General features: G+C 42.7%; 19 protein-coding genes. 3 read left to right on the top strand and 16 right to left on the bottom strand.

Annotated elements, in window-relative coordinates; genetic code table 11:
• Positions 1-54: 54 nt before the first annotated feature.
• The gene (locus tag FC83_RS01110) at positions 55-999 is read left to right on the top strand and encodes a diacylglycerol/lipid kinase family protein (RefSeq protein ID WP_035451594.1); all 945 of its coding nucleotides are present in this window, start codon (positions 55-57) and stop codon (positions 997-999) included.
• Here FC83_RS01110 and FC83_RS01115 read toward each other — a convergent pair.
• The 12 genes from FC83_RS01115 to FC83_RS01170 form a co-directional block, all read right to left on the bottom strand.
• Entirely contained in the window at positions 996-2,435 is a 1,440-nt protein-coding gene (locus FC83_RS01115) for a glutamate synthase subunit beta (protein ID WP_035451592.1), read from the bottom strand. The two genes, FC83_RS01110 and FC83_RS01115, sit on opposite strands and share 4 nt — an antisense overlap.
• 18 nt (positions 2,436-2,453) lie before the next feature.
• On the bottom strand, positions 2,454-6,911 hold the full coding sequence (gltB, locus tag FC83_RS01120) for a glutamate synthase large subunit (protein WP_057002278.1): 4,458 nt from the start codon (positions 6,909-6,911) through the stop codon (positions 2,454-2,456).
• Between the two features lie 250 nt (positions 6,912-7,161).
• The gene (locus FC83_RS01125; RefSeq protein ID WP_236700799.1) at positions 7,162-8,379 is read right to left on the bottom strand and encodes a GNAT family N-acetyltransferase; all 1,218 of its coding nucleotides are present in this window, start codon (positions 8,377-8,379) and stop codon (positions 7,162-7,164) included.
• A 1-nt stretch (position 8,380) separates the two neighbouring features.
• Positions 8,381-10,834 (bottom strand): SF1B family DNA helicase RecD2, encoded by a 2,454-nt coding sequence (recD2, locus tag FC83_RS01130; protein ID WP_236700800.1) that lies wholly within the window; start codon positions 10,832-10,834, stop codon positions 8,381-8,383.
• The gene (locus FC83_RS01135; protein WP_052004513.1) at positions 10,824-11,510 is read right to left on the bottom strand and encodes a tetratricopeptide repeat protein; all 687 of its coding nucleotides are present in this window, start codon (positions 11,508-11,510) and stop codon (positions 10,824-10,826) included. The genes recD2 and FC83_RS01135 overlap by 11 nt, the downstream gene beginning before the upstream one ends.
• Positions 11,511-11,525: 15 nt before the next feature.
• Entirely contained in the window at positions 11,526-12,188 is a 663-nt protein-coding gene (locus FC83_RS01140) for a histidine phosphatase family protein (RefSeq protein WP_035451589.1), read from the bottom strand.
• Between the two features lie 166 nt (positions 12,189-12,354).
• Positions 12,355-13,476: a tRNA 2-thiouridine(34) synthase MnmA gene (gene mnmA, locus FC83_RS01145; protein WP_035451587.1), complete on the bottom strand. Its 1,122-nt coding sequence runs from the start codon at positions 13,474-13,476 to the stop codon at positions 12,355-12,357.
• A gap of 90 nt (positions 13,477-13,566) precedes the next feature.
• Positions 13,567-13,911, bottom strand: coding sequence for a DUF1831 domain-containing protein (locus FC83_RS01150; RefSeq protein WP_035451586.1), 345 nt, complete (start codon positions 13,909-13,911; stop codon positions 13,567-13,569).
• 14 nt (positions 13,912-13,925) lie between these two features.
• Positions 13,926-15,092 (bottom strand): cysteine desulfurase family protein, encoded by a 1,167-nt coding sequence (locus FC83_RS01155; RefSeq protein WP_035451583.1) that lies wholly within the window; start codon positions 15,090-15,092, stop codon positions 13,926-13,928.
• A 14-nt stretch (positions 15,093-15,106) separates the two neighbouring features.
• Positions 15,107-15,796, bottom strand: a complete 690-nt coding sequence (locus FC83_RS01160) for a 5'-methylthioadenosine/adenosylhomocysteine nucleosidase (RefSeq protein ID WP_035451580.1) — start codon at positions 15,794-15,796, stop codon at positions 15,107-15,109.
• Between the two features lie 24 nt (positions 15,797-15,820).
• Positions 15,821-16,093: a hypothetical protein gene (locus FC83_RS01165; protein ID WP_035451578.1), complete on the bottom strand. Its 273-nt coding sequence runs from the start codon at positions 16,091-16,093 to the stop codon at positions 15,821-15,823.
• Positions 16,086-16,649 carry an NUDIX hydrolase gene (locus FC83_RS01170; RefSeq protein ID WP_035451576.1) on the bottom strand — a complete coding sequence of 188 codons (564 nt, stop codon included), beginning with the start codon at positions 16,647-16,649 and terminating at the stop codon, positions 16,086-16,088. The genes FC83_RS01165 and FC83_RS01170 overlap by 8 nt, the downstream gene beginning before the upstream one ends.
• Positions 16,650-16,829: 180 nt before the next feature.
• On the opposite strand from FC83_RS01170, the gene FC83_RS01175 reads away from it, so the two are divergent.
• Complete coding sequence (locus FC83_RS01175; RefSeq protein ID WP_052004512.1) at positions 16,830-17,603, top strand: 5-bromo-4-chloroindolyl phosphate hydrolysis family protein; 774 nt, start codon at positions 16,830-16,832, stop codon at positions 17,601-17,603.
• Positions 17,603-18,805 carry a toxic anion resistance protein gene (locus FC83_RS01180; protein WP_057002281.1) on the top strand — a complete coding sequence of 401 codons (1,203 nt, stop codon included), beginning with the start codon at positions 17,603-17,605 and terminating at the stop codon, positions 18,803-18,805. The genes FC83_RS01175 and FC83_RS01180 overlap by 1 nt, the downstream gene beginning before the upstream one ends.
• A gap of 66 nt (positions 18,806-18,871) precedes the next feature.
• On the opposite strand, the gene FC83_RS01185 is transcribed toward FC83_RS01180, so the two are convergent.
• From FC83_RS01185 to ileS, 4 genes are all read right to left on the bottom strand, one after another.
• Positions 18,872-20,302: an MFS transporter gene (locus FC83_RS01185; protein ID WP_035451735.1), complete on the bottom strand. Its 1,431-nt coding sequence runs from the start codon at positions 20,300-20,302 to the stop codon at positions 18,872-18,874.
• Positions 20,303-20,405: 103 nt separating this feature from the next.
• Complete coding sequence (locus FC83_RS01190) at positions 20,406-20,606, bottom strand: cold-shock protein (protein ID WP_035451572.1); 201 nt, start codon at positions 20,604-20,606, stop codon at positions 20,406-20,408.
• Positions 20,607-20,617: 11 nt separating this feature from the next.
• Positions 20,618-21,601: a diaminopimelate epimerase gene (gene dapF / locus FC83_RS01195; RefSeq protein ID WP_057002312.1), complete on the bottom strand. Its 984-nt coding sequence runs from the start codon at positions 21,599-21,601 to the stop codon at positions 20,618-20,620.
• 153 nt (positions 21,602-21,754) lie between these two features.
• Positions 21,755-24,541, bottom strand: coding sequence for an isoleucine--tRNA ligase (gene ileS / locus FC83_RS01200; RefSeq protein ID WP_057002282.1), 2,787 nt, complete (start codon positions 24,539-24,541; stop codon positions 21,755-21,757).
• Positions 24,542-24,788: the final 247 nt, after the last annotated feature.

Below are 24,788 nucleotides of genomic sequence, written 5' to 3' on the forward strand. Positions count from 1 at the left end.
ATTTTGTCCAGCCTCCTTAGTTTTCCGTAAAATTGGGATAATCGAGGAGATATTATGGTGCCATACTACTTTCACGTCATTGCAAATGAGACGGCTGGGTCCTTTCAAGGTAAAAAAACCACCCAACGCATTATTGCCTATTTAACCGCCAAGGGCAGTGCCTTTCACTTGGAAAAAACCCAATATCCAAAACATGCCACTTTGCTAGCACAAAAAATCAAACCTCTAAAAGATGCCTATCAGCACATTGTTTTAGTCATTGGTGGTGATGGCACCCTGCATCAAGTCATTAAGGGTCTGTTAGAAAATAAATATACACCTAGCCCGATTCCTATTGGCTATATCCCCAGTGGGACCGGCAATGACTTTAGCCGCGGGGTCAATTTAGTCAAAGATCCCATTGAAAATATGAAGCTTATTGAAAACACCCGTCAAGCTCGGGAATTAGACGTGGGGGTCATGACTGACCCCCAGGCTAAAACCAGTATTTTCATTAATAATTTAGGCATTGGCATTGACGCTCGGACAGTTTTTTTGACGAATCGTTCTAAGGCCAAGGCCTTCTTGAGCCACCTTAAAATGGGCTCCATGTCTTATTTAGCCAACCTCTTAAAAGCCTATCGCCAACAAAAGACTTTTAACATTACCTTTCGTCAAAATAATAAGACCTATGCCTTTGACAATATCTTTTTGGTGACCTTTGGTAATGAACCTTATTTTGGTGGTGGCGTCCCCATTTTACCCAATGCCAATGTCACCAATCATTTAATAGATTTGATTTTAGTTGAAAAAATGTCCTTTGCAAAGCTAGTCCCCTTATTTTATAAGATGCTAACTGATGGCTCCCATCTAAAAAATGAAAGGGTGCACTATTTTCAAAGTGCATCCTTTCATTTAAAGACGGATCGTCAAGAATATGGTCAAATCGATGGTGAAGAATTAGGGTTTCAACAGTTTGATTATAAAATCAGCTTAACCCAATATCCTTTCTGGTTTTAAACGGTTTGACGTTTTTCAATTTTTTCTAATGATTGGGCAACTCGTTGGGCTGCTAAGCGGCCTTCGCGAATAGCCCAGATCACTAAAGAAGGGCCTCTTCTTGCATCACCGGCCACATAGATCTGTTCATCATTAGTCCGATAATCATCATAGACTTTTTCAATACCCAGCGCTTCAAAAATGGCCTTTTGAGGTCCGGTGAAGCCCATGGCTAACAGTACCAAATCTACATCTAAGTTCTCTTCAGTCCCAGCAATGGGTTTAAAATTCTTCACCTTTTGAATCGTTACTGACTTAAGCTGGCCATTTTGGCCGTGGACAGCAGTAACGGTTTTTTCGTAGTCGGTTAAAGGTTCACTAAAGAGTTCAGCTGCTTCTTCTTGGCCATAACCCACCCGCTTGGTGGCTGGATACTCTGGCCAAGGATTGCCATCAGGACGCTTTGTCGGGGGTTCTGGTGTGATTTCCAGTTGCTTGATTTTAGTAGCCCCTTGGCGAATAGCCGACGCTACACAGTCATTGCCGGTGTCGCCACCGCCTAATACCAAGACACTTTTACCAGCTAACACGTCGTTGGCTTTAGGGCCTTGTTTTAAGACCCGCTTGGTCGTCTGCGTCAAAAAGTCCACCGCAAAAGTGACACCTTCAGTCTCCCGGCCTTCAGCCACAAGATCCCGGGGGGTACCCGCACCGATACAAACAACGATCCGGTCAAATTGGCGTTTTAAGACATCCTGGCTAATGTCTACCCCAACTTCAGTATTCACTTTGAAATCAATGCCAACGGCTTGCATGACGGCCACACGGCGGGCCACAATTTCCTTTGGCAGTTTCATGTTGGGGATGCCATACATACACAAACCCCCAGGTCGATCGGCTTTTTCAAAGACCGTAACTTGATAACCTAACTGATTCAAGCGCCAAGCCGCCGCCAAACCGGCCGGGCCACTGCCCACAACGGCTACTTTATACTGATTACGGGCAAATGGTGTGCCTTGGGTCTTGACCCAATTAAACTTAAAACCTTGTTCAATAATGAAATGCTCATTATTGCGAATTGTGATACCTTGACCATGCAACGCTTCATTACAGCTCAATTCACAAGGCGCTGGGCATACTAAACCGGTGAAATCTGGTAGGGGGTTGGTTAAGGTTAGGCGATCAAAAGCCATTTTGTCTTCGTTGCGATAAACCAAATCCTGCCATTCCGGAATCAAATTATCATTGGGACAGCCCCCTACCGCACGGCCACCACCGTAGAAAATGCCATGGTGGCAATGGGGTACGCCACAATTCATACAGCGCGCTGCTTGCTTACGCCGCTCAGCTTCACTGATATTTACTTCCATTTCATTGAAATCTTTAATCCGCTCAGATATTGGTCGATAGGGATTATCTTGGCGGTCATATTTAATAAAACCAAATGGGTCAGCCATATATTCGTCCTCCGCTTCTCAATCTTGCGCAACGGCAATTTCAAAAGCTTTTTCAAGAATTTGATTTTGCGGCAAATCTGATTGTTTTTCCAGATTGGCAATAATGTCGTTGATGTGGTGGAAATCTTTTGGATAAACTTTAACAAAGTCTTTCTTAGCAAATTCAAAAGCATCCAAAATCTTTTGGGCCTGAGTTGATTGGGTATATTTCAAGTGATCGGCTAGCATATCATGTAGTTTTGCTTGATCAGTTGCTTCTAGTGGTAATAGGTCAACCATTTCTGGATTTAATTTTGCAGCAAAGGTCTTTTCAGGATCATAAACATAAGCAATCCCACCAGACATCCCTGCGCCGAAGTTTTGGCCAGTACTACCTAAAATAACCACATGACCCCCGGTCATATATTCACAACCATGGTCACCAATCCCTTCAACAACTACATCGGCCCCAGAATTACGAACACAAAAACGTTCGCCGGCTCGGCCATTAAAGAAGGCCTGACCACTGGTTGCCCCAAAACAGGCAACGTTGCCAACCACAGTTGAGTTGCTGTAAAGATCCTTAGCTGCTGGCGGCGCTTGTACGATTAAACGGCCACCACTGAGGCCTTTACCTACGTAGTCATTGGCTTCACCAATGAGTTTAAGTTCCAAGCCCTGGGTGATAAAGGCCCCAAAACTTTGACCGGCAATACCTTCAAATTGGTACTTGATCTTGCCGGGTTCCAAAACTTGATTGCCAAAGTGTTGGGCAATCCAACCACCCATACGGCTACCAACAGCCCGTTGCACATTATTGATAGGCCGACGAATTACATTTTCACCCTTTTGCTTTAACGCACTTTGGGCAAAATCATCCAATTGCGGCCATTGATATTTCTCTTCAAAAGGATCAACTTGTTTGCGCTTGATGCCAAAGGAAGCACCTAGAATCTTATCAAAATTCAAGTGCCTAGCTTTACCTTTGGCCACAAAACGTGGTTTCAAGTGTTCGGTATGCCCCACCATTTCGTCAATGGTCCGGTAACCTAATTTCGCCATGATTTCTCTTAAATCTTCAGCTAAGAAACGCATCATATTTTCAATATGTTCCGGTTTCCCAATAAAGTTTTTGCGTAAGTTAGGATCTTGGGTACAAATCCCAGTTGGACAGGTATTTAAGCTACAAACCCGCATCATAATACAGCCGATGGCACAAAGGGTTAAGGACCCAAAACTAAATTCTTCCGCACCTAACATGGTAGCCACGGCAATATCACGACCAGTCATTAATTTCCCATCCGTTTCAATGGTAGTCCGTTGTCGTAAATTGTTTAACCACAAAGTTTGATGCGCGTCAGCGACGCCCATTTCCCAAGGAATACCGGCATCACGCACAGAGGTTCTAGGCGCTGCCCCGGTACCACCGTCATAACCTGAAATGGTTACCTTATCGGCGCCGGCTTTGACAACCCCGGTGGCAATGGTACCAACACCGGTAGTCGCTACCAATTTGACAGTAATTTTAGCGTAAGGATTGACTTGTTTCAAATCAAAAATAAGTTGTTTCAAATCTTCAATCGAGTAAATATCATGATGCGGTGGTGGTGAAATCAACCGCACACCTGGCGTAGCCCCACGACACTCTGCCACCCAAGGGTAGTTCTTCTTGGCAGCCAATTGGCCCCCTTCACCGGGTTTAGCACCTTGAGCCATCTTGATTTGAATTTCTTCTGCACTCATTAAATATTCAGCATTGACCCCAAAACGCGCAGAGGCCACCTGTTTGATCTTACTATTGAGATTGCGACCATCAGGTTTAAGGGCAAACCGGGTCCGGTTTTCGCCACCTTCACCACTATTGCTCTTGGCACCCAGGGCGTTCATTGCTTCCGCAATGGTTTCATGGGCTTCTTCAGAAAGGGCCCCATAACTCATGGCACCAGACTTAAAGCGTTTAACAATGGTTTCAATGGGTTCGACTTCACTTAATGGTACAGGGTCTTTACTATAATCAAAGTACCACATGGATCGTAATGTCGTTGGGTTATCTTGCGCTTCTTGGTTCATTTCCTTGGTGTATTCTTTAAATAAGTCATAGTTACCGGTGCGAATAGCATCTTGAAATTTAAATAAAGAAACGGGGTTATACAAGTGATGTTCCCCATTCACCCGATATTTGAAACTGCCACCAGAGGCTAAATCATCTTTGCGATAAGGCCCATAGGCTTTTTCATAACGGGCATAATATTCTTGTTCAATTGCTTTTAACCCAATTCCACCGATTCGACTAGGCGTCCCTGAGAAATACTTGTCCACGACGTCACTATTTAACCCAATCGCTTCAAATAATTGGGCCCCTTGATAGCCATTGACCGTAGAAATACCCATCCGACTCATAATCTTAACAATGCCCTTGATACAAGCTTTAACATAAGTCGGAATGGCATCCGCCATTTTGAACTCTTTTAAAGTTTGATAGGCGCCATAAGGATAAATTGCTGAAGCACCATATCCTAATAAAGTCGCGTAATGATGGACCTCACAAGGCTCACCACTGGCAATGATCAATGACGCCTTGCCCCGTTTGCCTTTTTTCACGAGATAATTATTCAATCCCGCTGTGGCCAGTAAAATAGGGATCACCAGATCCTGTTCACCAGCTTGTTGATCGCTTAAAATCAACAAAGTGGCCCCGGCATCGACTTGTGATTCAGCGGCTTTGAACATGTCATCTAGGGCTTGTTCCAAACGATTAACTGCTGGCATATCCCGTTTATAAGCCACAGAGATGGTAGCGGCTTTAAACCCTGGCTGATTTAAGTGACTGATTTTTTCAAAGTCCTCATTGGCCAAAATCGGGGCATCTAAGCGAATCTTTTGGGCATTAGCTGGCAGGGGCCGGGTAATATCGTCATCCCGACCTAAAAACATCTCCGTGCCAATGACAAAGTCCTCACGAATCGCATCAATTGGCGGATTGGTGACCTGGGCAAATTGTTGTTTAAAATAAGTAAATAAAGATTGGGGTTTGTGACTTAAGACTGCTAATGGGGAATCAAAACCCATGGAAATAATGGGTTCTTCACCTTTTTGCGCCATAGGTAAAATAGCTTCACGAATAATATCATCCGTATAACCATGCCGCCGCCACAATAATTCCAATTCATCATGGGTCAAATCTCGTTGAGTTGGGACCGCAGGTAATTTGGCCAAGGTCAATTGGTTATCTTTGATCCATTGTTCATAAGGATATTTCTTGGCATATTTGGCTTTGATTTCATCGGTTTCATAAAATTTACCAACTTTTGTGTCTACTAAAATCATATCCGCTGGGCCTAAAATACCCTTTTTAACAACTGTTTGCGGATCCATATCCATCACACCGGACTCAGAAGCAACGACTAAAATACCTTTATCATCTAAAATATAACGCGATGGCCGCAAGCCATTCCGATCTAAAGCGGCCCCAACTTGGGTCCCATCAGTGAAACATAAAGCCGCTGGACCATCCCAAGGTGACATAAAGCTATCATTATATTCATCAAAAGCCCGCTGAGCTGCAGGCAAACTGTCTGTCTTAGCCCAAGCTTCTGGAACCATCATCAATAAAGCTTCCGGAATATCCCGGCCATGGCGATAAAGGTATTCCATACAGTTTTCTAATTTAGCTGAATCAGAATCCCCTTCGTTATAAATCTCCACATTATGGGCAGTCATCCAATTTTCGCCGCCCTTTAAGGTATTGATTTCCCCATTATGGGCTAAGAAACGATAAGGTTGGGCCCGATCCCAGCTGGGAAACGTGTTAGTTGAAAACCGTGAGTGGACCAAACAAATAGATGAAATCATGGTTTCATCATGTAAATCTGGATAAAATAAACCCACTTGATAGGCGTGCAACATCCCTTTATACACAATCGTCTGACTGGAAAGACTGACAATACTTAATTCGTCGTCTGAAGAAAAAGTTTTTTCTAAATGACGCCGCAATTTATATAAAACATCTTCAAAGTTACGACCTAACTCAATGTCGCCGGGTTTGGCTAGGAATACCTGCACGAAACCGGGCATGATCTTTTGCGCTGTTGGGCCACAAGCTTCATAAATGAAGGGCACATCCCGACTACCTAAGACATCGATACCGGCGTTTTGAATTTCTTCTGTAACTGAGCGCAGTACCGCTTCTTTTTCGCTTTGTTTTTGGGGCACAAAAAACTGACCCACCGCATAGTAACCGGCTGCCGGTAATTTAAAACCATTATTTTGTGCTTCTTTTTGAAAAAAAGGATCCGAGATTTGTAACAGTACCCCGGCACCATCCCCAGTATCTGGTTCGGAACCAGTCCCGCCACGATGATTCATCCGCTGTAACATGGTTAGGGCTTGTTCCAAAAGCCAATGACTTTTTTTGCCATTGATTTGCGTAATGAAACCCATCCCACATGCATCATGTTCAAAGCGGGGATCATATAATAAGTTATCCTTTGAGTTCATATTGTGACCACCTTAATCCGCAAGAATAATTAATCATAAGACACATAATTAATTGTAAGTTAATATTACTAATCAAACTCTAATTTTTCAAGGGTATTTGTAGATTTTCTGTAAATTTATTTAATTATCTTGTTCAAGCCGTGAAACACAAATAGCGTAAAATTACCGATATTACGGAATTTTACGCTATTTTGAGCTAAGCTGACATGAATAAAATATGGGGAATTCCCTTAATTTCATTAGTTATTGGTCAAAAATAATCTGAGAAGTACGGTGTTTCCATAGGAATCAAGCGCTCAAGATTGCGAATCGAAGCCCGATCAGCATCTAAACGTTCAATTTGTTGTAAGTATGACGGTCGCTGATAACTCATCAACATGGTAGTCAACGTTTGAATATCACACTTAACGGCACTCCCAATGGCCTGATCTGACAATTGGAAACTGCCATCTGGATCAAAGTGCAATCCAAATATACCGTTATTCCAAGTCGCCAAGGGATCGGTAATTTCAAAGTGAAAATCAATTCCCACATCCACATTGTCAAAAGGATAAACTTTTAAAAACTCAGCCACATCCACAATTCTGGCCATAAAGTATGGGGCAATCGTTTCTTTAATGTCCCCATCATCTAATAAAAAGGCAATAGGTTCATCTTTATAAATATGACCTTTCACATGGGTCACCATAGAGTAGTGCGCGCTGATGAAGTTCCAAAGGCCAATACGGGCTTCTTGTTTAAGATAGATCATTTCTTTGATGTGAAAAACTTCTTCCGCGATCCAATAAATGACATAGCCAATGGGCTCATTATTTTCATCATAGTAAATTGCCGCGGTGCGTTCTTCTTCATTTTCCCAACGCCAATATTCATCCCAAGCTAATTGGTCGCGAATCATAGCACCATGGGTTTGATGGGCAAAGCGATCATACGTCTTAAAAATATCCGGATCGTCAATTTCCTTTCTTTCCACATAACCCTTTAAAGGGACTTGTTTAGGGAGTTGCGTGTCGCGAATATCAAAGGTCAAGTGATCAGACATGATCTCCCAGCCTTTTTTACGATAAAAGGGAATACTATAAGGGTACAGATAAGATATCCACTGCTGGTGGCTGCGCATGCGCTTGAGGCCAACTTTAACCAACTCATGCATGAGACCATGCCCAGCGTATTCTGGATAAGTCCCCACCCCAGTCAGGCCAGCCATCTTGAAAATTTGACCATGAATATTGACATGGCAAGGGTAAATCGCCAATTGTGAGATCAATTGTGCTTGATTATACCAACCGATCACATCGGACTTCTCCAGAATAGGTTGCTTGGCATGGACCAGCTCACCTTCTTCATAGCCGCTTTCAATTAAATCTTGATTTGTCACTTGAAAAACATAGCGCAACAAATCATTAAATTGTTCTACATCACTAACTGGTACGGACTTAATCCGTAAATGTTCATGTGGATTTTCCAAACTAATCCTCCTGTTTCATAAAGGTGTAAGGCGTTGTATCGCCCATGCCAATCATGGGATCAATGGCCTGTTCAATCACCTGGGTCATCGTTAAGGGCTGGCTTTTAGCAACGGCAACTAGAGCTGGCTGAGTGTGATCGTCTGCAACTGGCTTGGTGTCAGTCTCGGCCTTAGCGCTAGCTTTGGCGGACGCATCGCCATCAAAGACCGCTTGCAACCGCAAAATCAAGCTGGTTTGTCGGGTGTTGGCTAAAGACGTGATGGCTGTTTCAAAGGCCTGCGGCTCGCCAACCATGATCAATAAGGCCTTGGCTCTGGTCACAGCTGTATACAAAAGATTACGCTTCAGCATGCGCCGAAATTGCATCACCAAGGGTAAAATCACCAGAGGAAATTCGCTCCCCTGAGCTTTATGGATCGATGTGCAATAGGCCAATGTAAAGCGATTCCATTCAGAGCGCTTATAAGTTACTTCATTACCGTCAAAATCAATGGTGATTTGATCTGTATGGGCCGTATTTTCTTTGGCTAAACTGATAGCGACAATTTGGCCAATTTCCCCATTAAAAACATTTAAATCGGGACTGTTTACCAGATGTAACACCTTGTCGCCGATCCGATATGAAAAGGCACCAAACTCAATTTCTTTGGTCTTTGCCGTTTTCTTTGGATTCATAATATCTTGAACTAAAGGATTTAAATGGTCAATCCCCGCTACACCGCGGTACATAGGAATGAGCACTTGCATATCCTTGCTGGAAAACCCCTTGATCTTGGCTTTTTTGATCACTTGCGCAATCACGTCAGGAATTTGATTAGGGGCACATTTAATGAAACTCCGATCGCTTTGATTTTTAAAGAAATTAGTATCAAAGTGACCTTCATTGATCTCATGCGCTAAAGGGATAATCGATGAATTGGCGTCTTGACGGTAAATACGCTTCAATTCATGCCCGGGAATCACGCCAGAGGCTAGTAAGTCTGCAAAGACTTGCCCCGGTCCCACTGACGGTAATTGATCCTTATCCCCCACTAAAACCACATGCATACCCGTGGCAATAGACTTGACCAATTGTCTGAATAAAGACGTATCCACCATGGACATCTCATCAACAACTAGCAGCTGGCCGGTCAGTTCATTACTTTGAAGATCATCGCCTAATTCTTCGCGGCCATTCAAGCCCAATAGCCGGTGAATGGTACTAGCGGGTAAGCCTGTGGTTTCGCTCATGCGCTTAGCTGCCCGACCAGTCGGCGCTGCCAAAAGGACCGGAAAGCTTTCATCTTTATAATCATTAATATCCAAGGAAAAGTCACGGTACTGGGCAAAACAATAAACGATCCCATTTAGAACTGTCGTCTTCCCCGTCCCCGGTCCCCCGGTCAAAAGAGTCACTGGATCTGTCAGCGCTTGGCGAATCGCCGCTTTTTGTTGTTGATCATATTGAATTTTTAAATCTGCTTGGGCGCCCTTTATCAAAGCGGCAAAAGTTGCATCATCAATTGGATCTTCAGATACTTGTTTGAGGCGATGAAGATGGTTGGCAATTTGCCACTCACTATGAAATAAGAATTCAGGATAAAGGCGATGCGCTTGAGAGATTAAACGACCATCTGCCGCTAGATTTTGCATTTGCGCTATCAAATCGGTCTCGTCAACGGCCACGTGGCGACTGCTCTCCAATAAGTGCGCCGTTTGTTGTAACAGCTTATCCGCTTGGGTGTAAGTATCCCCTTCCTTATAGGTTAAATCATTTAACACTTGTAAAATACCGGCTTGATAGCGCGCCGGTGCATCAGCTTGAATGCCCTCTTGCTCGGCAATTTGATCCGCACGTTTAAAGCCCACACCACTGATGTCATACACCAACTGATAAGGATTTTCGGTCAAGATCCGCAACGTATCCTCTTTATATTTCTGAAAGATTTGCGTGGCTAAATTACTGCCAAAACCAAAAGCATTCAAACTGATAATGGCTTTTTCCATCCCCACATTATCTTGTAGGGCTTGTACAAGATCTTGGCGCTTGGTTTGGCTCAACCCCAAATGGGCCAATACATCTGAATCTTTAATGATCTTATCGATTGCCCCTAAGCCTAATTCAGCCACAATGCGTTGGGCAGTCTTCGGCCCAATGCCTTTAAATTGCGTGCCAGATAAATAGCTGATCAGGCCTTCTTTTGATGTGGGTGTTTGGGTTTCATAGTTATCCGCCTTAAATTGATAGCCATAGCGTGGATGATCAATGGCTTGTCCTTTAAAGGTATAAACCTGTTCATCCTTAATTTCACCAAAGTTTCCAGTGACCACAATTTCAGATTCTTGATAATCTGGTAAATTCGTCTCTTGAATTTTAATCAAAAGAATTTTGTAAAAATTATCTGGATTCTGAAAAAAGATACTGGCCACTGTCCCCGTCACAAAATAAACCGGTACCCTTGGGTCATTCATCATGATCGGGCTCCGATTTGGTCTTGGGGTTGGTTTGAGCAGCCACATATTTTTCAATATCACTCAAACGCTTTTGTTGGGCTTTATAATATTTAGGATCTAGGGCCTTAACTTGCTGCAATAAATGATCATCTTGGTCTAAAACATATTGCACCATACCGGCCCCGAAAAGTGCCCCTAAGTTGGCAGTATCCAACTGATAGGCCTCTAAATAAAAGTCTTGGGCTTGCTTTAAATTCCCCAAGCTCAATAAACTGTCCCCTAATAAAACCAAAGCACCGGTGTCTTTAGGAGCTAAGTCATGGGCTGTCAAGGCAAAGGCAGTGGCCTTTTGATAATTTTGTTGTTTAAAAAAGATCCGGGCTAGCATCAAGTAATTCTCGGCAGTCTGTTCTTTTGTATTGAGCTTTTGAAATTGATCCTGCGCCTTTTTTAACTGGCCCGCTTCATAATATAAAACCCCTAAATTATAGTTTAAAGCTTGATTATTGGGAAACTTGTGCAAGGCTTTTTGAAACAATTCTTCAGCCTGCTCAAAATCTTGTACGGCAGTCAAATAGGTCCCAAGTTGTAAATAATTTTCCAGATTGTCTTCATCTTGAGCAATAGCTTTAACCAATAATGAAATTGCCCCTTGTTGATCGTCTTTTTCAAAAAGTGCTTCGGCTTGTTGATTCATAAAAAATAAACACCTCTAAATTGTATCGCTGGTTGTTAATCTGTGATGTAAAAATTCAGTATCATTCCACTTTAAGAGTTTAAATGTCTGCCCATGATCCTTGGTTTCTAAAATAGTCACACTACTATTGGTCAACCCACCGTCTTTTCGCATATCGGCAATGGGCGTTGCCAGCAATGATTGGATCAAGGCCACCAGCGCGGCCCCATGGCTGACAAATAGTAAATTCTGTTGACCACTTTTATCCAGTTGGACTGCGTGTTTAATGACCGGTTGCATCCGCGCAATCAGTTCTGGGAAAGTCTCGCCACTGATTCGGGAGGGATTGTAATTGCCAGGGGCATTACGAAATGCGGCTAGCTCTTGCGGGTACTTAGCAGCCACATCCTTAAACTTCATACCCTCCATTTTACCAAGATTAAATTCCCGGAGGTTCTCATTGATAATGATGGGCGCATCTTGGCCCAGTGCTTCTTTTAGAAAAATAGCTGTCATCTTTGCTCTGGGTAATGGACTGGTGTAAATTCTCGAAAACTTGACATGGTTTAAAAATTTCCCCAGGCTGACAATATCCTGATAACTCTGGGGTAATAGTGGCGAGTCGCCTTGACCGCCTTGGTAACGACCTTCAAGATTCCATTGCGTTTTTCCATGGCGCACAAAATACAGCTTTGTCATAACATGACCTCTTTATTCTTTAAAACTTGTAAATTTAATTTAACTTCCATTATACCAGAGACTTTAAAAAAAGTCGGTAGACCACCGGATTCTTCTGGCTTAATTCCCAAAAAAAGGCCCTTAGATAGCGTGTAGCGTGCTATCTAAGGGCCTTGATTATGATTTATTAAACATACTGTAATTGTCGCTCAGCACTAAAGGCCGCATCAATTGTCCCGCCGCCTAAGCACTCGGTGCCATCATAAAAAACTACGGCTTGCCCGGGCGTAATAGCTCGAACCGGCTGGTCAAATTCAACTTTAGCCTGGTTGTTGGCCAATAAATGGACCGTTACCCCAACATCTTGTTGGCGATAGCGGAACTTAGCAGTACAGTGAAAAACAGCTGGCTTTTTTTCGGGTGTCATAAAGGTAACCTTGCTGGCTGTTAAGCTAGAAGCATATAGATGTGGATTATCGAAACCTTGGTCCACATATAAAATATTCTTAGCTAAATCCTTGCCAACCACAAACCAAGGCTCATTAGATTCCCCATTGCCACCAAGCCCTAAGCCAGAACGCTGCCCAATAGTATAGTACATTAAACCTGTATGCTGGCCCATGACTTGACCATCAGGCGTCTGCATGATACCTGGCTGTGCTGGTAAAAACTCGCTTAAAAACTTGCGGAAATTACGCTCGCCAATAAAACAAACACCAGTGGAATCCTTTTTATGGGCGGTAGCTAATCCCGCCTCTTCAGCCAAACGGCGAACATCCTTTTTTTGCATGCCCCCGATTGGAAAAATTGCTTTTTGTAATTGATCTTGGGACAAGGCACTTAAGAAATAAGTCTGATCCTTGTTGGCATCCCCACCTCGAAGTAAATGCACCACATTATTGTCATCCCGATATGTCTGGGCATAGTGACCCATGGCAATATAATCAGCATTTAAATCTAGTGCATATTGCATAAAGGCTTTAAATTTAATTTCCTTATTGCACATCACATCTGGATTTGGGGTACGACCGTGACGATACTCGTCTAAGAAATATTCAAAAACATTATCCCAATATTCCTTTTCAAAGTTCACCGAATAATACGGAATCCCAATTTTAGCCGCCACTTTGGCGACATCCTCATAGTCTTGTGTGGCCGTACAGACACCGGCATCATCAGTATCATCCCAGTTTTTCATAAAAACACCAATGACATCATAACCTTGCTGCTTTAACAACAAAGCTGTCACTGAGGAATCCACCCCGCCGGACATGCCAACAACCACACGGGTTTTGCTGTTATCCATCATTCTTACACCATCATTTCAAATAGATTCTAGTCTTCTACGATTTGAAGGTCGCAAACACCAGTAACTTATATTATAACAAGACTGTCAAGCCTATTTTTCGGCGATAACTTGGCGATCAATCAGGTTTTGAATCACAAAATTAAATTGTTCAATAATGGCGCCGGTTTTATCCGGTGCTTTAAAAATATTCAAGGGATGTAAGCCACTGTCATCCGTGACAGACATCTTAAATTTCTGTAAGTCTTTAGCTACCGTCATCTTTAATTTAAAACCAGCCGCATAGGGTGATTCGCCGTTTAACGGTTGATCTAATTGAAAATTACCGTTGCGGGTCTCACGAAAACCTACATCCCGTAACGTATAACGCTTAACTTCTGGACTTAAAACATAATTTTTAGGTGCGCCCAAAACTGACGCAGTGGTTGTTAGTGCCATGAAAACTTCCCCCTTTATTTAACTGTTTGGCGCGCCAAGTATTTTTCCACGATGCCAACTAATGCTTCATTAAAACCATCAATATCCGCTTGCGTGGTTTGCGCGCCAAAACTAATGCGAATGGATTCACTGATTCTAGGACTATCCGCCCCAAACATCGCCGTTAACACATGTGACGGTTCCAAACTGCCCGCCGTACAAGCAGAGCCACCGGAAACGGCGTAACCGGCTAAATCTAAATTCATTTGTAATAAATTAGTAGGTATCCCTTTGAACCAAATATTGAACACATGTTGTAATTCAGTTGTCGCCAAGGTCCCATTGACCTCAAAAGCCACCCCATGATCAGCTAGATAAGTCACAATACTTTGTTTGAAACTAGCATATTTTGTCTGACGCCGGCTTCGCTCGTCATCTGAAATAAGGCTGACCGCTTTGGCAAAACCCGCAATTGCAGGGATATTTTCAGTCCCGGCGCGCCGCTTATGCTCTTGCTCGCCACCTTTAATTAAAGGCAAGTAATTGATCCCTTCACGGACGTACAAAAAACCAATAAACTTAGGCCCATTGATTTTATGTGCCGAAGTGGATAATAAATCTATATGGTCCGCGGTAACATCAATTGGTAACAGCCCATAAGCTTGCACCGCATCGGTATGAAAAATAGCCGGATGATCTTTTAAGATAGCCCCAATTTCATGAATAGGCATCCGAGCACCGGTTTCATTATTCCCCATCATAATCGTCACTAAAATAGTATCTGGCCGTAGCGCTGCTTCAAAATCCGCTATATCAATATGATTGTTGGCGTCTACGGGTAAATAGGTCACTTCAAAACCCAGTGTTTCAAGATAAGCCAAAGACTTCAAAACAGCCGGATGCTCCACAGCTGTGGTGATAATATGTTTGCCTTGGGCCTGCTTGGCCAAGGCAGTTTGGATAATGGCGGTATTATCACTTTCAGAACCGCCAGAGGTGAAAACAATCTCATCATCATGTTGGGCATGAATGCTCTGAGCAATCGTATGCCTACTCTCATCTAAAATAGACCGGGCGGCCCGGCCAAAATAATGCGGACTAGAAGCATTGCCAAAAGTCTGGGTCATCGTATCAGTCATCACTTGAACCACCGCTGGTGCCATGGGTGTGGTGGCCGCATTATCTAAATAAATGTGCTTCATTCAAAAGCCTCCGTTTAATTATCCTTTAAAAAAGTTAACAAGATTTCAGCTGACTTACGGCCAGCTTCAATGATAAAATCATCAAAATTGGTGGCTGCCTGACTATCAGCCACATCACTTAAGGCCCGAATCACCACAAAAGGCAATTTAAATTGCGTGGCCACTTGGGCAACTGCTGCCCCTTCCATTTCATTGGCCAGAACGTCTGGATATTGTTTTAAAATAGCAGCTACCCGTTTGGGATCATTGACAAATTGATCACCAGAAACAATTAAACCGGCAGTCGCTTGTAACTGATTGGCTTTGACAGCCGCTAGAATTTCTGTAACTAACCGGCTATCGGCTTCAAACTTCAAAGGCTGATTGGGTAATTGACCCAAAGCATACCCAAAGCCAGTCACATCCACATCGGTGTAAGCCAGTGCTGTTGAGACAACAGTTTCCCCAATCTTAAGACCCTGGCCAATGCCCCCGGCAGAACCAGTATTGATCAAGGCATCTAATCCGGGAATTTGGGCTAGTAAAGTTGCGGTTAGGGCTGCTTGTACTTTACCAATGCCACTTTCACATAAATATAATTCATGGGCGCCAATCTTTCCAGAATAAATTTTAACCCCACCAATTTCATTTTCTGTTTGGTGCGTTAGATTTTGAACCAATAATGCAATTTCTTCGGGCATGGCACAGATAACGCCTAATTTCATTTAAATTCTCCTCATATCAGTAATTTAAGCAAAGAACAAAATAATGTATACGGCGGCAATCAAAAAGCCCACAATTAATAGGGCCCAGTTCAAGCGCCATTTCAATTGATAAGAACGGCTTTGGGCATAATCCCCAGTGAGCGCCCATTTTTCCTTAAAGGTTCTTTGATGATAGGCTTTTTCCACAGCAACGCGCTGGTCATCAGCTGCTTTAAAGTTAGGATCTTCAGCGCGTTTGCGCTTGATCACGCGTCTATTTTGTAATTTTTGTTGAATATACTGCCAAAATTTAGCCAAGGGTGACCTCACCTTTTAATCTTAAGATTTCCCAATAAAATAATGCCAATACCGTTTTAGCATCACAAATTTCATTATCTGCCAGGGCTTTTTGTGCTTCTGAAAAACTCAGGTGCATCACATTTAAAAATTCATCTGGATCTAACTGGCGTTTATGGGCCACTGGTTGTAAATTGTCTGTATAATATAGGTGTAAGTACTCATCTGCAAAACCAGGGGTAGAATAAAAATTAGCCACTGGCTTAAGGCTAGGGCTAAACAAACCCGTTTCTTCATTTAATTCCCGTAAAGCCACCGCTTTTGGGTCCGTTTCACCTAAATCAATTTTACCAGCGGGGATCTCTAGGGTCTCTTTGCGCATGGGCGCCCGCCACTGTCGTACCACAATCAACTTACCAGTAGCATCAATGGGAATAATGCCTACGGCACCATGGTGATGGATAATCTCGCGTTTGGCGGTTTGGCCGTTGGGTAATAACACATCTTCTAATACCAAATCTAAGATGGCCCCGTGGTAGAGGGGTTGTTCTTTAATTACTTTTTCGTCTAAATTCATGATGACCTCCATTGATTGAATATTGGGTCTATAATTCATATCTTACAAGCCCAGAACACATTTGTAAACGGACAGAACCTGATGGCTTAGGAAAAATCAACCTTTAGCCGTATACTCTTTTATTTTAGCCCCATGTACAATAAAGACATAAATAAAGACGTACACGTAGGAGTGACAAATATGAACAATCGTTTTAAAAATACATTAATTGGTGCCGGCGGTGTCCTAGTCGCAGGGTTCGTCTTGAGCATTTTGACCCCCATGCCAATGATGGGCATGCACCATGGTTTAACGCGTTTCTTCTTACTCATTACCATGATTGCCTTGGCAATATTCATCGTAACCTTACCATTTTACCTCATTGCTAGACACCAAAATCGCCAGCAACCGGCAACACCAGATTTAACCGATAAACTCAACCACAAATTATTAGATCACTATCAAAAAGCTGGCTTATCAGACAGTGATATCGTCTTTTTCCGAAAAACCATGGCTAGCGCTGAGCAACAAATTCGCAAACTCAATCACAATATTGAAACCACACCCAAATTAAAAGCCATTGATTTAAACTTGGACATGGTCAAGGTTTCCAAATCCATGTTTGCGGCAATTGTCAAAGAACCCCAACGCCTGTCTGAGGCCAGTGATTTCTTATATCGGCACTTACCTACCCTGGTTAATTTAACGGATCGCTACATTGAGATTTCTCATCATGAAGTCAAAACCACCGATACTTGGGAAGTTTTGGCCAAGAGCTTAGAAGTTATCAAAAACTTAGGGACTCAAATCCGCGAAGATTATGCGACTTTTGTAGCTGATGACCTTGATGAAATGCACCAAGAAATGTCAGCAGCCCAGGACTCTTTTTCCACCGCTCAAAAAGATGCCCTTAAAATGAATGAGGCCTTACAAAAAGTACGAGATAGTTATGAAAAAGATAAGGAGAATCATTGATGGCAAATAGTGATGAGACTAAATCCCAATCCCAAAACGACTTAATGAATGATTTACTTAAAAATCCCTTTGACGCCAAAACGCCCCAAGCTACCAAGGCTGCTAGTAGTGAAACGACATCAGTGGTGACGCAATTGACCCCGGATGAAAAACAAAAAGCCCAAGAATTGGCCGAGGCCATTGATGAGCACAACACCACCAGTGTCATCAACTACGGTGCCCAAGCGCAAAAACAATTGGGGGACTTTTCGCAAAACATCTTAAATAAAGTCCAATCCCAAGATACCGGGGCTATTGGGGATGCCCTCACGGACTTAATGTACCGCTTAAATGAAGCTAATCCCGATGAACTGCGGGCTGAAAATAAGAGTGTCTTTAAACGCATATTTGGTAAAGTCAAACGCTCAATTTATGAAATTCAAGGCAAATACCAACAAATCGGGGCCCAAATCGACGGCATCGCTTCCCGCTTAAATGTGGAAAAAGATGGGTTACTCAAAGATAACGTCACCATGGAAGAGCTATATGAACAAAATAAATCTTACTTCCAGGCGCTCAATATTTACATTGCCGCCGGCCAGTTAAAACAAAAAGAATTAGATAATGAGCTCATCCCCAAAGCTCAAGAAAAAGCCAATGCCAGCGGTAACCAAATCGATGTGCAAGCCGTTAATGACTTGCGGCAATTCAAAGACCGCTTGGAAAAAAGAACCTATGACTTAGAGTTGGCTAAGCAAGTCACCCTACAACAAGCCCCCCAAATCCGCCTGATTCAAAACACCAACCAAGCCTTAGCAGAAAAAATTCAAGCGTCCATCAATACGGCGATCCCCCTTTGGAAAAACCAAGTTGCCATTGCCTTGACCCTGTTACGGCAAAAAGACGCTGTTACCGCTCAGCGCCAAGTATCAGAAACTACCAATGATCTCTTGAAAAAGAACAGTGAGATGTTGAAGATGTCTTCAATTGAAACCGCCAAAGAAAACGAACGGGGCGTCATTGATATTGAAACTCTACAAAAAACCCAAAATGATTTAATTGAAACTTTACAAGAAACACTGAAAATTCAGCAAGAAGGCCACAGTAAACGCCAAAATGCTGAATTAGAATTAAATAAAATGGAAAACGAGCTGCACGATCAATTACTACAATTGACCCAGGGCCAGCAGCCTAACAAACCAACGCGAAAAGATGTTAATTAAAATATCCTGATAGCCCCGAAGAGACTGCGTCAAACATTGACCCAGTCTCTTTTTTAGTCCCGCGATTTAACTTTGGCGTTGGCTTTTGACCCAACGAACAATCGTCAAAATCAGTGCAATGGCACAAATGACCGTGGCAAAAATAAAGACAACTTGCATCCCATAAATAAATAACTCTGGTTGACTGGCCACATAGGTTGTAATGCGTTGTCCAGCCCGTTGGCTCATGGCACTGAACAGAACTGTCGTCGCCAGGGAAATCCCCACAACCATTCCCAAATTCCGGGCTAAAGCGTTCAAGCCACCGGCGATCCCTAAATCCTGTTTGTCCACCGTACTCATCACAATGGTGTTATTAGGCGCCTGGAAAATCCCATTACCTAAACCTAACATCCCCACTAGAATCATCATCATCCAAAGTGGCGAATACAAATTCATCAAAGCATTCCCAATCTGGGCGATTAAAATCACACTTAGCCCTAAAACCGTTAGTAGATTAGGGCCAATTCGATCAGAAATACTACCGGCCAATGGTGCGACCACCACTTGAATGATCGGGAATATCATTAAAATATAGCCGGCATATTTCGGCTCTAAGCCCCGAGCATTTTGTAAATAAAATGGTGAAACGACATTGAAGAAAAAGTTAACCACAAAAATCAAAAAAGCCGTGGTTAAACTAACTGAGAAATTCTTGTTTTTAAATATTTTAAAGGTTAACAAGGGCTTGGCTGCATGCTGTTCTATATGGTAAAAAGCGATGAAGCTCAAAATACTAAGCCCCCACATGCTCAAAATAAGCAGATTTCCAAAACCAATTTCCTGCCCCAAAAAGATCCCCAAGAACAAGCCCACGATGCCAAGAGCAAAGGTTAAAAACCCCCACAAATCGATTTTGGCCCGGGTCATGGATAAATCCTTTGGCAAGACATAATGCCCTAAGATCATCGTTAGGATCCCCACGGGTACATTGATCCAAAAAATATACCCCCAAGGTAAATGGGACAAGATGATCCCCCCGATACCGGGGCCAGCTATACTGCCCAGTGATACAAAAGAGCCGATGGTGCCCAGTGCCTTTCCTCGCTCTTGAACTGGAAAAATTTCAGTGATAATGCCATTATTCGTACTCATGGTCATACTGGCACCCACGGCTTGGACTAGTCGGGCAAATAACAAGAATTCTAAACTATTATTAAAACCGCAAAGTAATGACCCCACGATAAATAGACCCGTTCCCCAGCGGAAAACTTTGATTTTGCCAAAGCTATCCCCAATCTTTCCAAATAAAAGTAATAAAGCACAGATAACGATCAAGTAAATTGAAACGACCCACTCCACTTGATTTAAAGGTACCTTTAAATCTCGACTCATGACTGGTAACGCAATATTTACAATACTGCCATCTAAGGTGGCCATGAAGGTAAACATCCCCACACCAGTTAAAATTAGCCAACGATGCTTTTGTACATTTTTATTATTCAAATAATTTGGTATATCACCCACACCACTACCTCCTCTTGACCTTAAATGAGGCCATATAAAAACGACTGCCCCCAGTTACTCGGGCTTACAGCCGTTAATTAATCCTATCTTTAAACTATTGCACAATTTGAACTTGTGCCGCTTGTGGTCCTTTAGAACCTTCTACCACGACAAAATTTACTTTTTGTCCAACCGCTAAAGATTTGAAACCTGGCGTCATAATTGCCGCAAAATGCACAAAAATGTCTCCTTCATCTTCTGTTTCAATGAAACCAAAACCCTTGTTTTGATCAAATGTTTTTACAGTCCCTAGCATAGTGTACTTCCTTAACTTATATTTTGAATCGTGTCGACAAATTTTAAATAGTCTGCTTGTTCATGGGTTGGATTGATTTGTGCCTGACTGTAATCTCCAGCAAGGGCGTCAGCCAAGTCTAACGTAATGCGATCTTGGAACGTGGCATTGCCAATTAAGTCGATCCAATAGCGCTGGTCACGATGATGGGGAATTGTTTTAACCATTCCCCCAGGATTATAGACTTTCAAAGTGTCTTCAAAAGCCGCAAAATCCGGATACAAAAGTGCGGTTAATAAACTCGATGCTGACATTGCAGTACCACAAGCATTGGTAAAGCCCACACCCCGTTCATAGGTCCGTACAAAAATTGAATCTTTGCCCCGTAATAATACAAAACTAACATTCACACCCTCAGGGAAATAAGGGTTGGCACCATTTAAGTAACTGGCGATCCGCTCCAATTCAGGTCCCTTTAACGTTGCCTCATCCACAAAGGAAATTAAATGGGGATTCGGTACGGCAACGGCAGTGAATTTCAAGGTATCTGATAATTCAGGTAAGACTTCATTGATCACTTGTGTTTTGGTGCCAAAATGCATCTTTAAATCAGTTGCTGCGAAACTAACCGGTGAGATTTCAACCCGAAATGCCGCCACACCGCTGGCCAAATCAGCCGCTTTTTGAACCTGTAAGTTTTGATACATCGTTTCAACTTTAAAATGATCTTCATGTAATTTTTGCGTTAAATAGCGCGCAACTGTCCGTAAGCCATTGCCACACATGCTGGCTTCTGAGCCATCCGCATTAATGACGCGCATTCGCCCGGAGGCCCCGGCTTTTTTGCTATCACTGACTAGTAACACCCCATCAGCCCCACCTAATAAACCAGTTTGGTGGTCTGTTATTTTTTGAGTTAACTGAATAATTTCAGCCTCAGACAAAGCTTGCGGTAACTTACTTGTGTCTAATAAAAAGAATGTATTGCCAGAACCATGGACTTTAATTAACTGAATTTGCATGCTTACACTCCCTAATAACGCGATTGAACCTAGTTTATCATAATTTTATCAGCAGGACTAGCATCGACCCAAAATAAAACCGACCACCGCTTAACCCAACAGAGCTAGCGTGGTCGGTTTTATAAAATCAGTTCGCGTTTTGCAGTATTACTTCTCTTCAAATCCAGCTTTGACGGCATCTTCAAAATGGGCATGAAGGATTTTGGCACAACGGCCGCAAAGATTTGGCAATTCTGGATCTGCACCAACATCTTCACGGGTCATCCGGCAACGATCACACACTTCACCAGGTGCATGGGTAACGGTAATCGCGGCGTCTTCAAAGACCACGGCATCAGCTGGCGCTTTTGCCTTGTCTAAAATAGTTAGCTTAGACACAATCAAGATCTGTTTCACATCAGCACTCACAGCATTTAGTAAATCCTTCACAGGATCGTTGGCATAAATTGTCACGGCTGCTTCTAAGGATTTACCAATCACCTTATTATTCCGAGCTTCTTCTAATGCCTTCAAGACTTCATCCCGCAGGCTCATAAAGTCTGACCATTGGGTCAACACATCATCTTGGCCATCAAATTCTTGGACTTGTGGCATTTCAGCTAGTTGAACGAATGCTTCAGGTTCTTTTAAATAGCTCCAAATTTCTTCGGTGGTATGGGGAATAATTGGGGTCAATAATTTAGTCAACGCCACAGCTACATCATACATTACTTGCTGCATATTACGGCGTTTGGGACTATCTTGGGCTTCAATATAAACCACATCTTTGGCAAAATCTAAATAAAATGAGGACAAATCATTGATCAAGAAAGCAGAAATCGTCTTATAAACTGTCGAAAAGTCATAAGCTTCATAAGCCTTCAAACACTTGGCAATGATTTGATTCAAGCGAATTTCCATGTAGCGATCCACTGATGCTAAGTCCGCATAAGCGACGGCATCGGCTTTAGGATCAAAATCACTGGTATTGGCTAGCATAAACCGCATGGTATTTCGGATTTTCCGATAACTTTCTGAAATTTGCCGGAAACCATCCATGGAAACAGCCACATCAGAATTCGTATCCACTGAAGCCACCCAGAGCCGGACAATATCTGCCCCAAACTGGCGAATCACATCATTAGGGACAATGACATTTCCTAGTGATTTACTCATCTTACGCCCTTTAGCATCTAAGGTGAACCCTTGGGAAATGATTTGTTTATAAGGTGCTTGGCCAGTGACAGCTACAGAAGTGATCAAACTAGAGTTAAACCAACCCCGATACTGGTCACTCCCCTCCAGATAAACATCAGCCGGAAAGCTTAACTCAGGCCGTTGTTTTAAGACAGCTTGGTGAGATGAGCCCGAATCAAACCACACATCCATGATGTCGTTTTCTTTGGTAAACTTGCCATTTGGTGACCCAGGATGGGTGAATCCAGCTGGTAATAAGTCCTTGGCTTCTCTTTGGAACCAAACATTGGAACCATATTGGCTAAATAAATCAGCCACGTGGGCAATGGTTTCTGGGGTAATGATGGCATCGCCATTTTCAGCATAAAAAATTGGCAATGGCACACCCCAAGCCCGCTGTCTGGAGATAACCCAGTCGCCACGGTCTTTGATCATGTTATATAGCCGGGTCTTGCCCCAATATGGCTTGTAATTGACACTTTCAACAGCCTTTAAAATATTATCTCTAAAGGCTTCAACCGAGGCAAACCATTGCGTTGTTGCTCGGAAAATAACAGGTTTTTTTGTCCGCCAGTCGTGGGGATAACTATGGGTGAAGAAACTGAGTTTTAATAAAGCGCCCTTTTCTTCTAAAAGCTTGGTAACTTTCTTATTCGCATCGTTATAAAACATGCCTTCAAACCCAGGCGCTTCCTTGGTAAAGTAGCCTTGTTCATCCACTGGGGATAATGGTGGTAAATGATATTTTTGACCCACATAAAAGTCATCCGTCCCATGTCCAGGGGCAGTATGCACTAAACCAGTCCCTTCATCCAAAGTGACGTGGTTCCCCAAAATCAATAAGGAAGTCCGATCATAAAATGGATGTTGGGCCGTCATGTATTCTAAGTCAGTACCTTTAAAGGTTTGTAAGATAGACACGTGTTGCCATTCTAAAGCTTCCCGAACCCGTTCCAACATGCCTTCAGCAATGACGTACTTTTTACCATCCGCATCAACTTGGACGTAATCGAATTTAGGATTGGCACAAATCCCTAAGTTGGCTGGCATGGTCCAAGGCGTAGTGGTCCAAATAATAAAGGACGTATCTGTATCTAACAAGTCTTTACCGTCAACAACTTTGAAAGCCACATAAATGGACGGTGAACGGACATCTTTATATTCGATTTCTGCTTCAGCCAAAGTGGATTCTGAAGAAGGTGACCAATAAACTGGTTTTTTGCCTTTATAGATATAGCCTTCATTGGCCATTTTACCAAATACACGAATTTGTTCAGCTTCATATTCAGGCTGTAACGTGATATAAGGATGATCCCAATCCCCAGAAACCCCTAAACGCTTGAAATCTGTGCGTTGTTTGTCAACTTGGGATAAAGCATATTTGCGACACAATTCCCGGTAATCAGCCATATCCATAGATTTACGGTCAACGCCTTGTTTGGTCAATTCTTGTTCAATTGGCAAACCATGGGTATCCCAGCCGGGTACATACGGTGCTCTGAAACCGTCCATAGATTTATAACGAACAATAATATCTTTACTGATTTTATTTAACGCATGACCCATATGAATGTTCCCATTCGCATAAGGGGGGCCGTCGTGTAAAATGAAGGTTGGCTTGCCCTCGTTTAATTTTTGGCGCTTTTCATAAATTTTGTTTTCTACCCAAAGTGCTTGGCGTTCAGGTTCTTTGTTGGGCAAATTGCCTCGCATTGGGAATTTGGTCTTACCCAAATTTAAAGTATCTTTAATACGCATGCGTGTCCTCCTTATATTTTTAGCTGGTTGACCACTAAAAAAAGACCTTGTCACATAGGACGAGATCTTCGTGGTACCACCTAATTTTAGAAATAAATTTTCCCTTTAGCATAACATAACGCGTATGAAACGGTTGACATCATTTAAAACGTCAACGGCATTATAGAAGCTGATATGGTGGAATTAAGAACTTTTCTGGACTTACACCGGACACCAGATCGCTTAAAAGTATAAATTCCCCACGTGT

Origin of the sequence: Agrilactobacillus composti DSM 18527 = JCM 14202, from assembly GCF_001436375.1 — a bacterium.
Classification (GTDB): Bacteria; Bacillota; Bacilli; order Lactobacillales; family Lactobacillaceae; genus Agrilactobacillus; species Agrilactobacillus composti.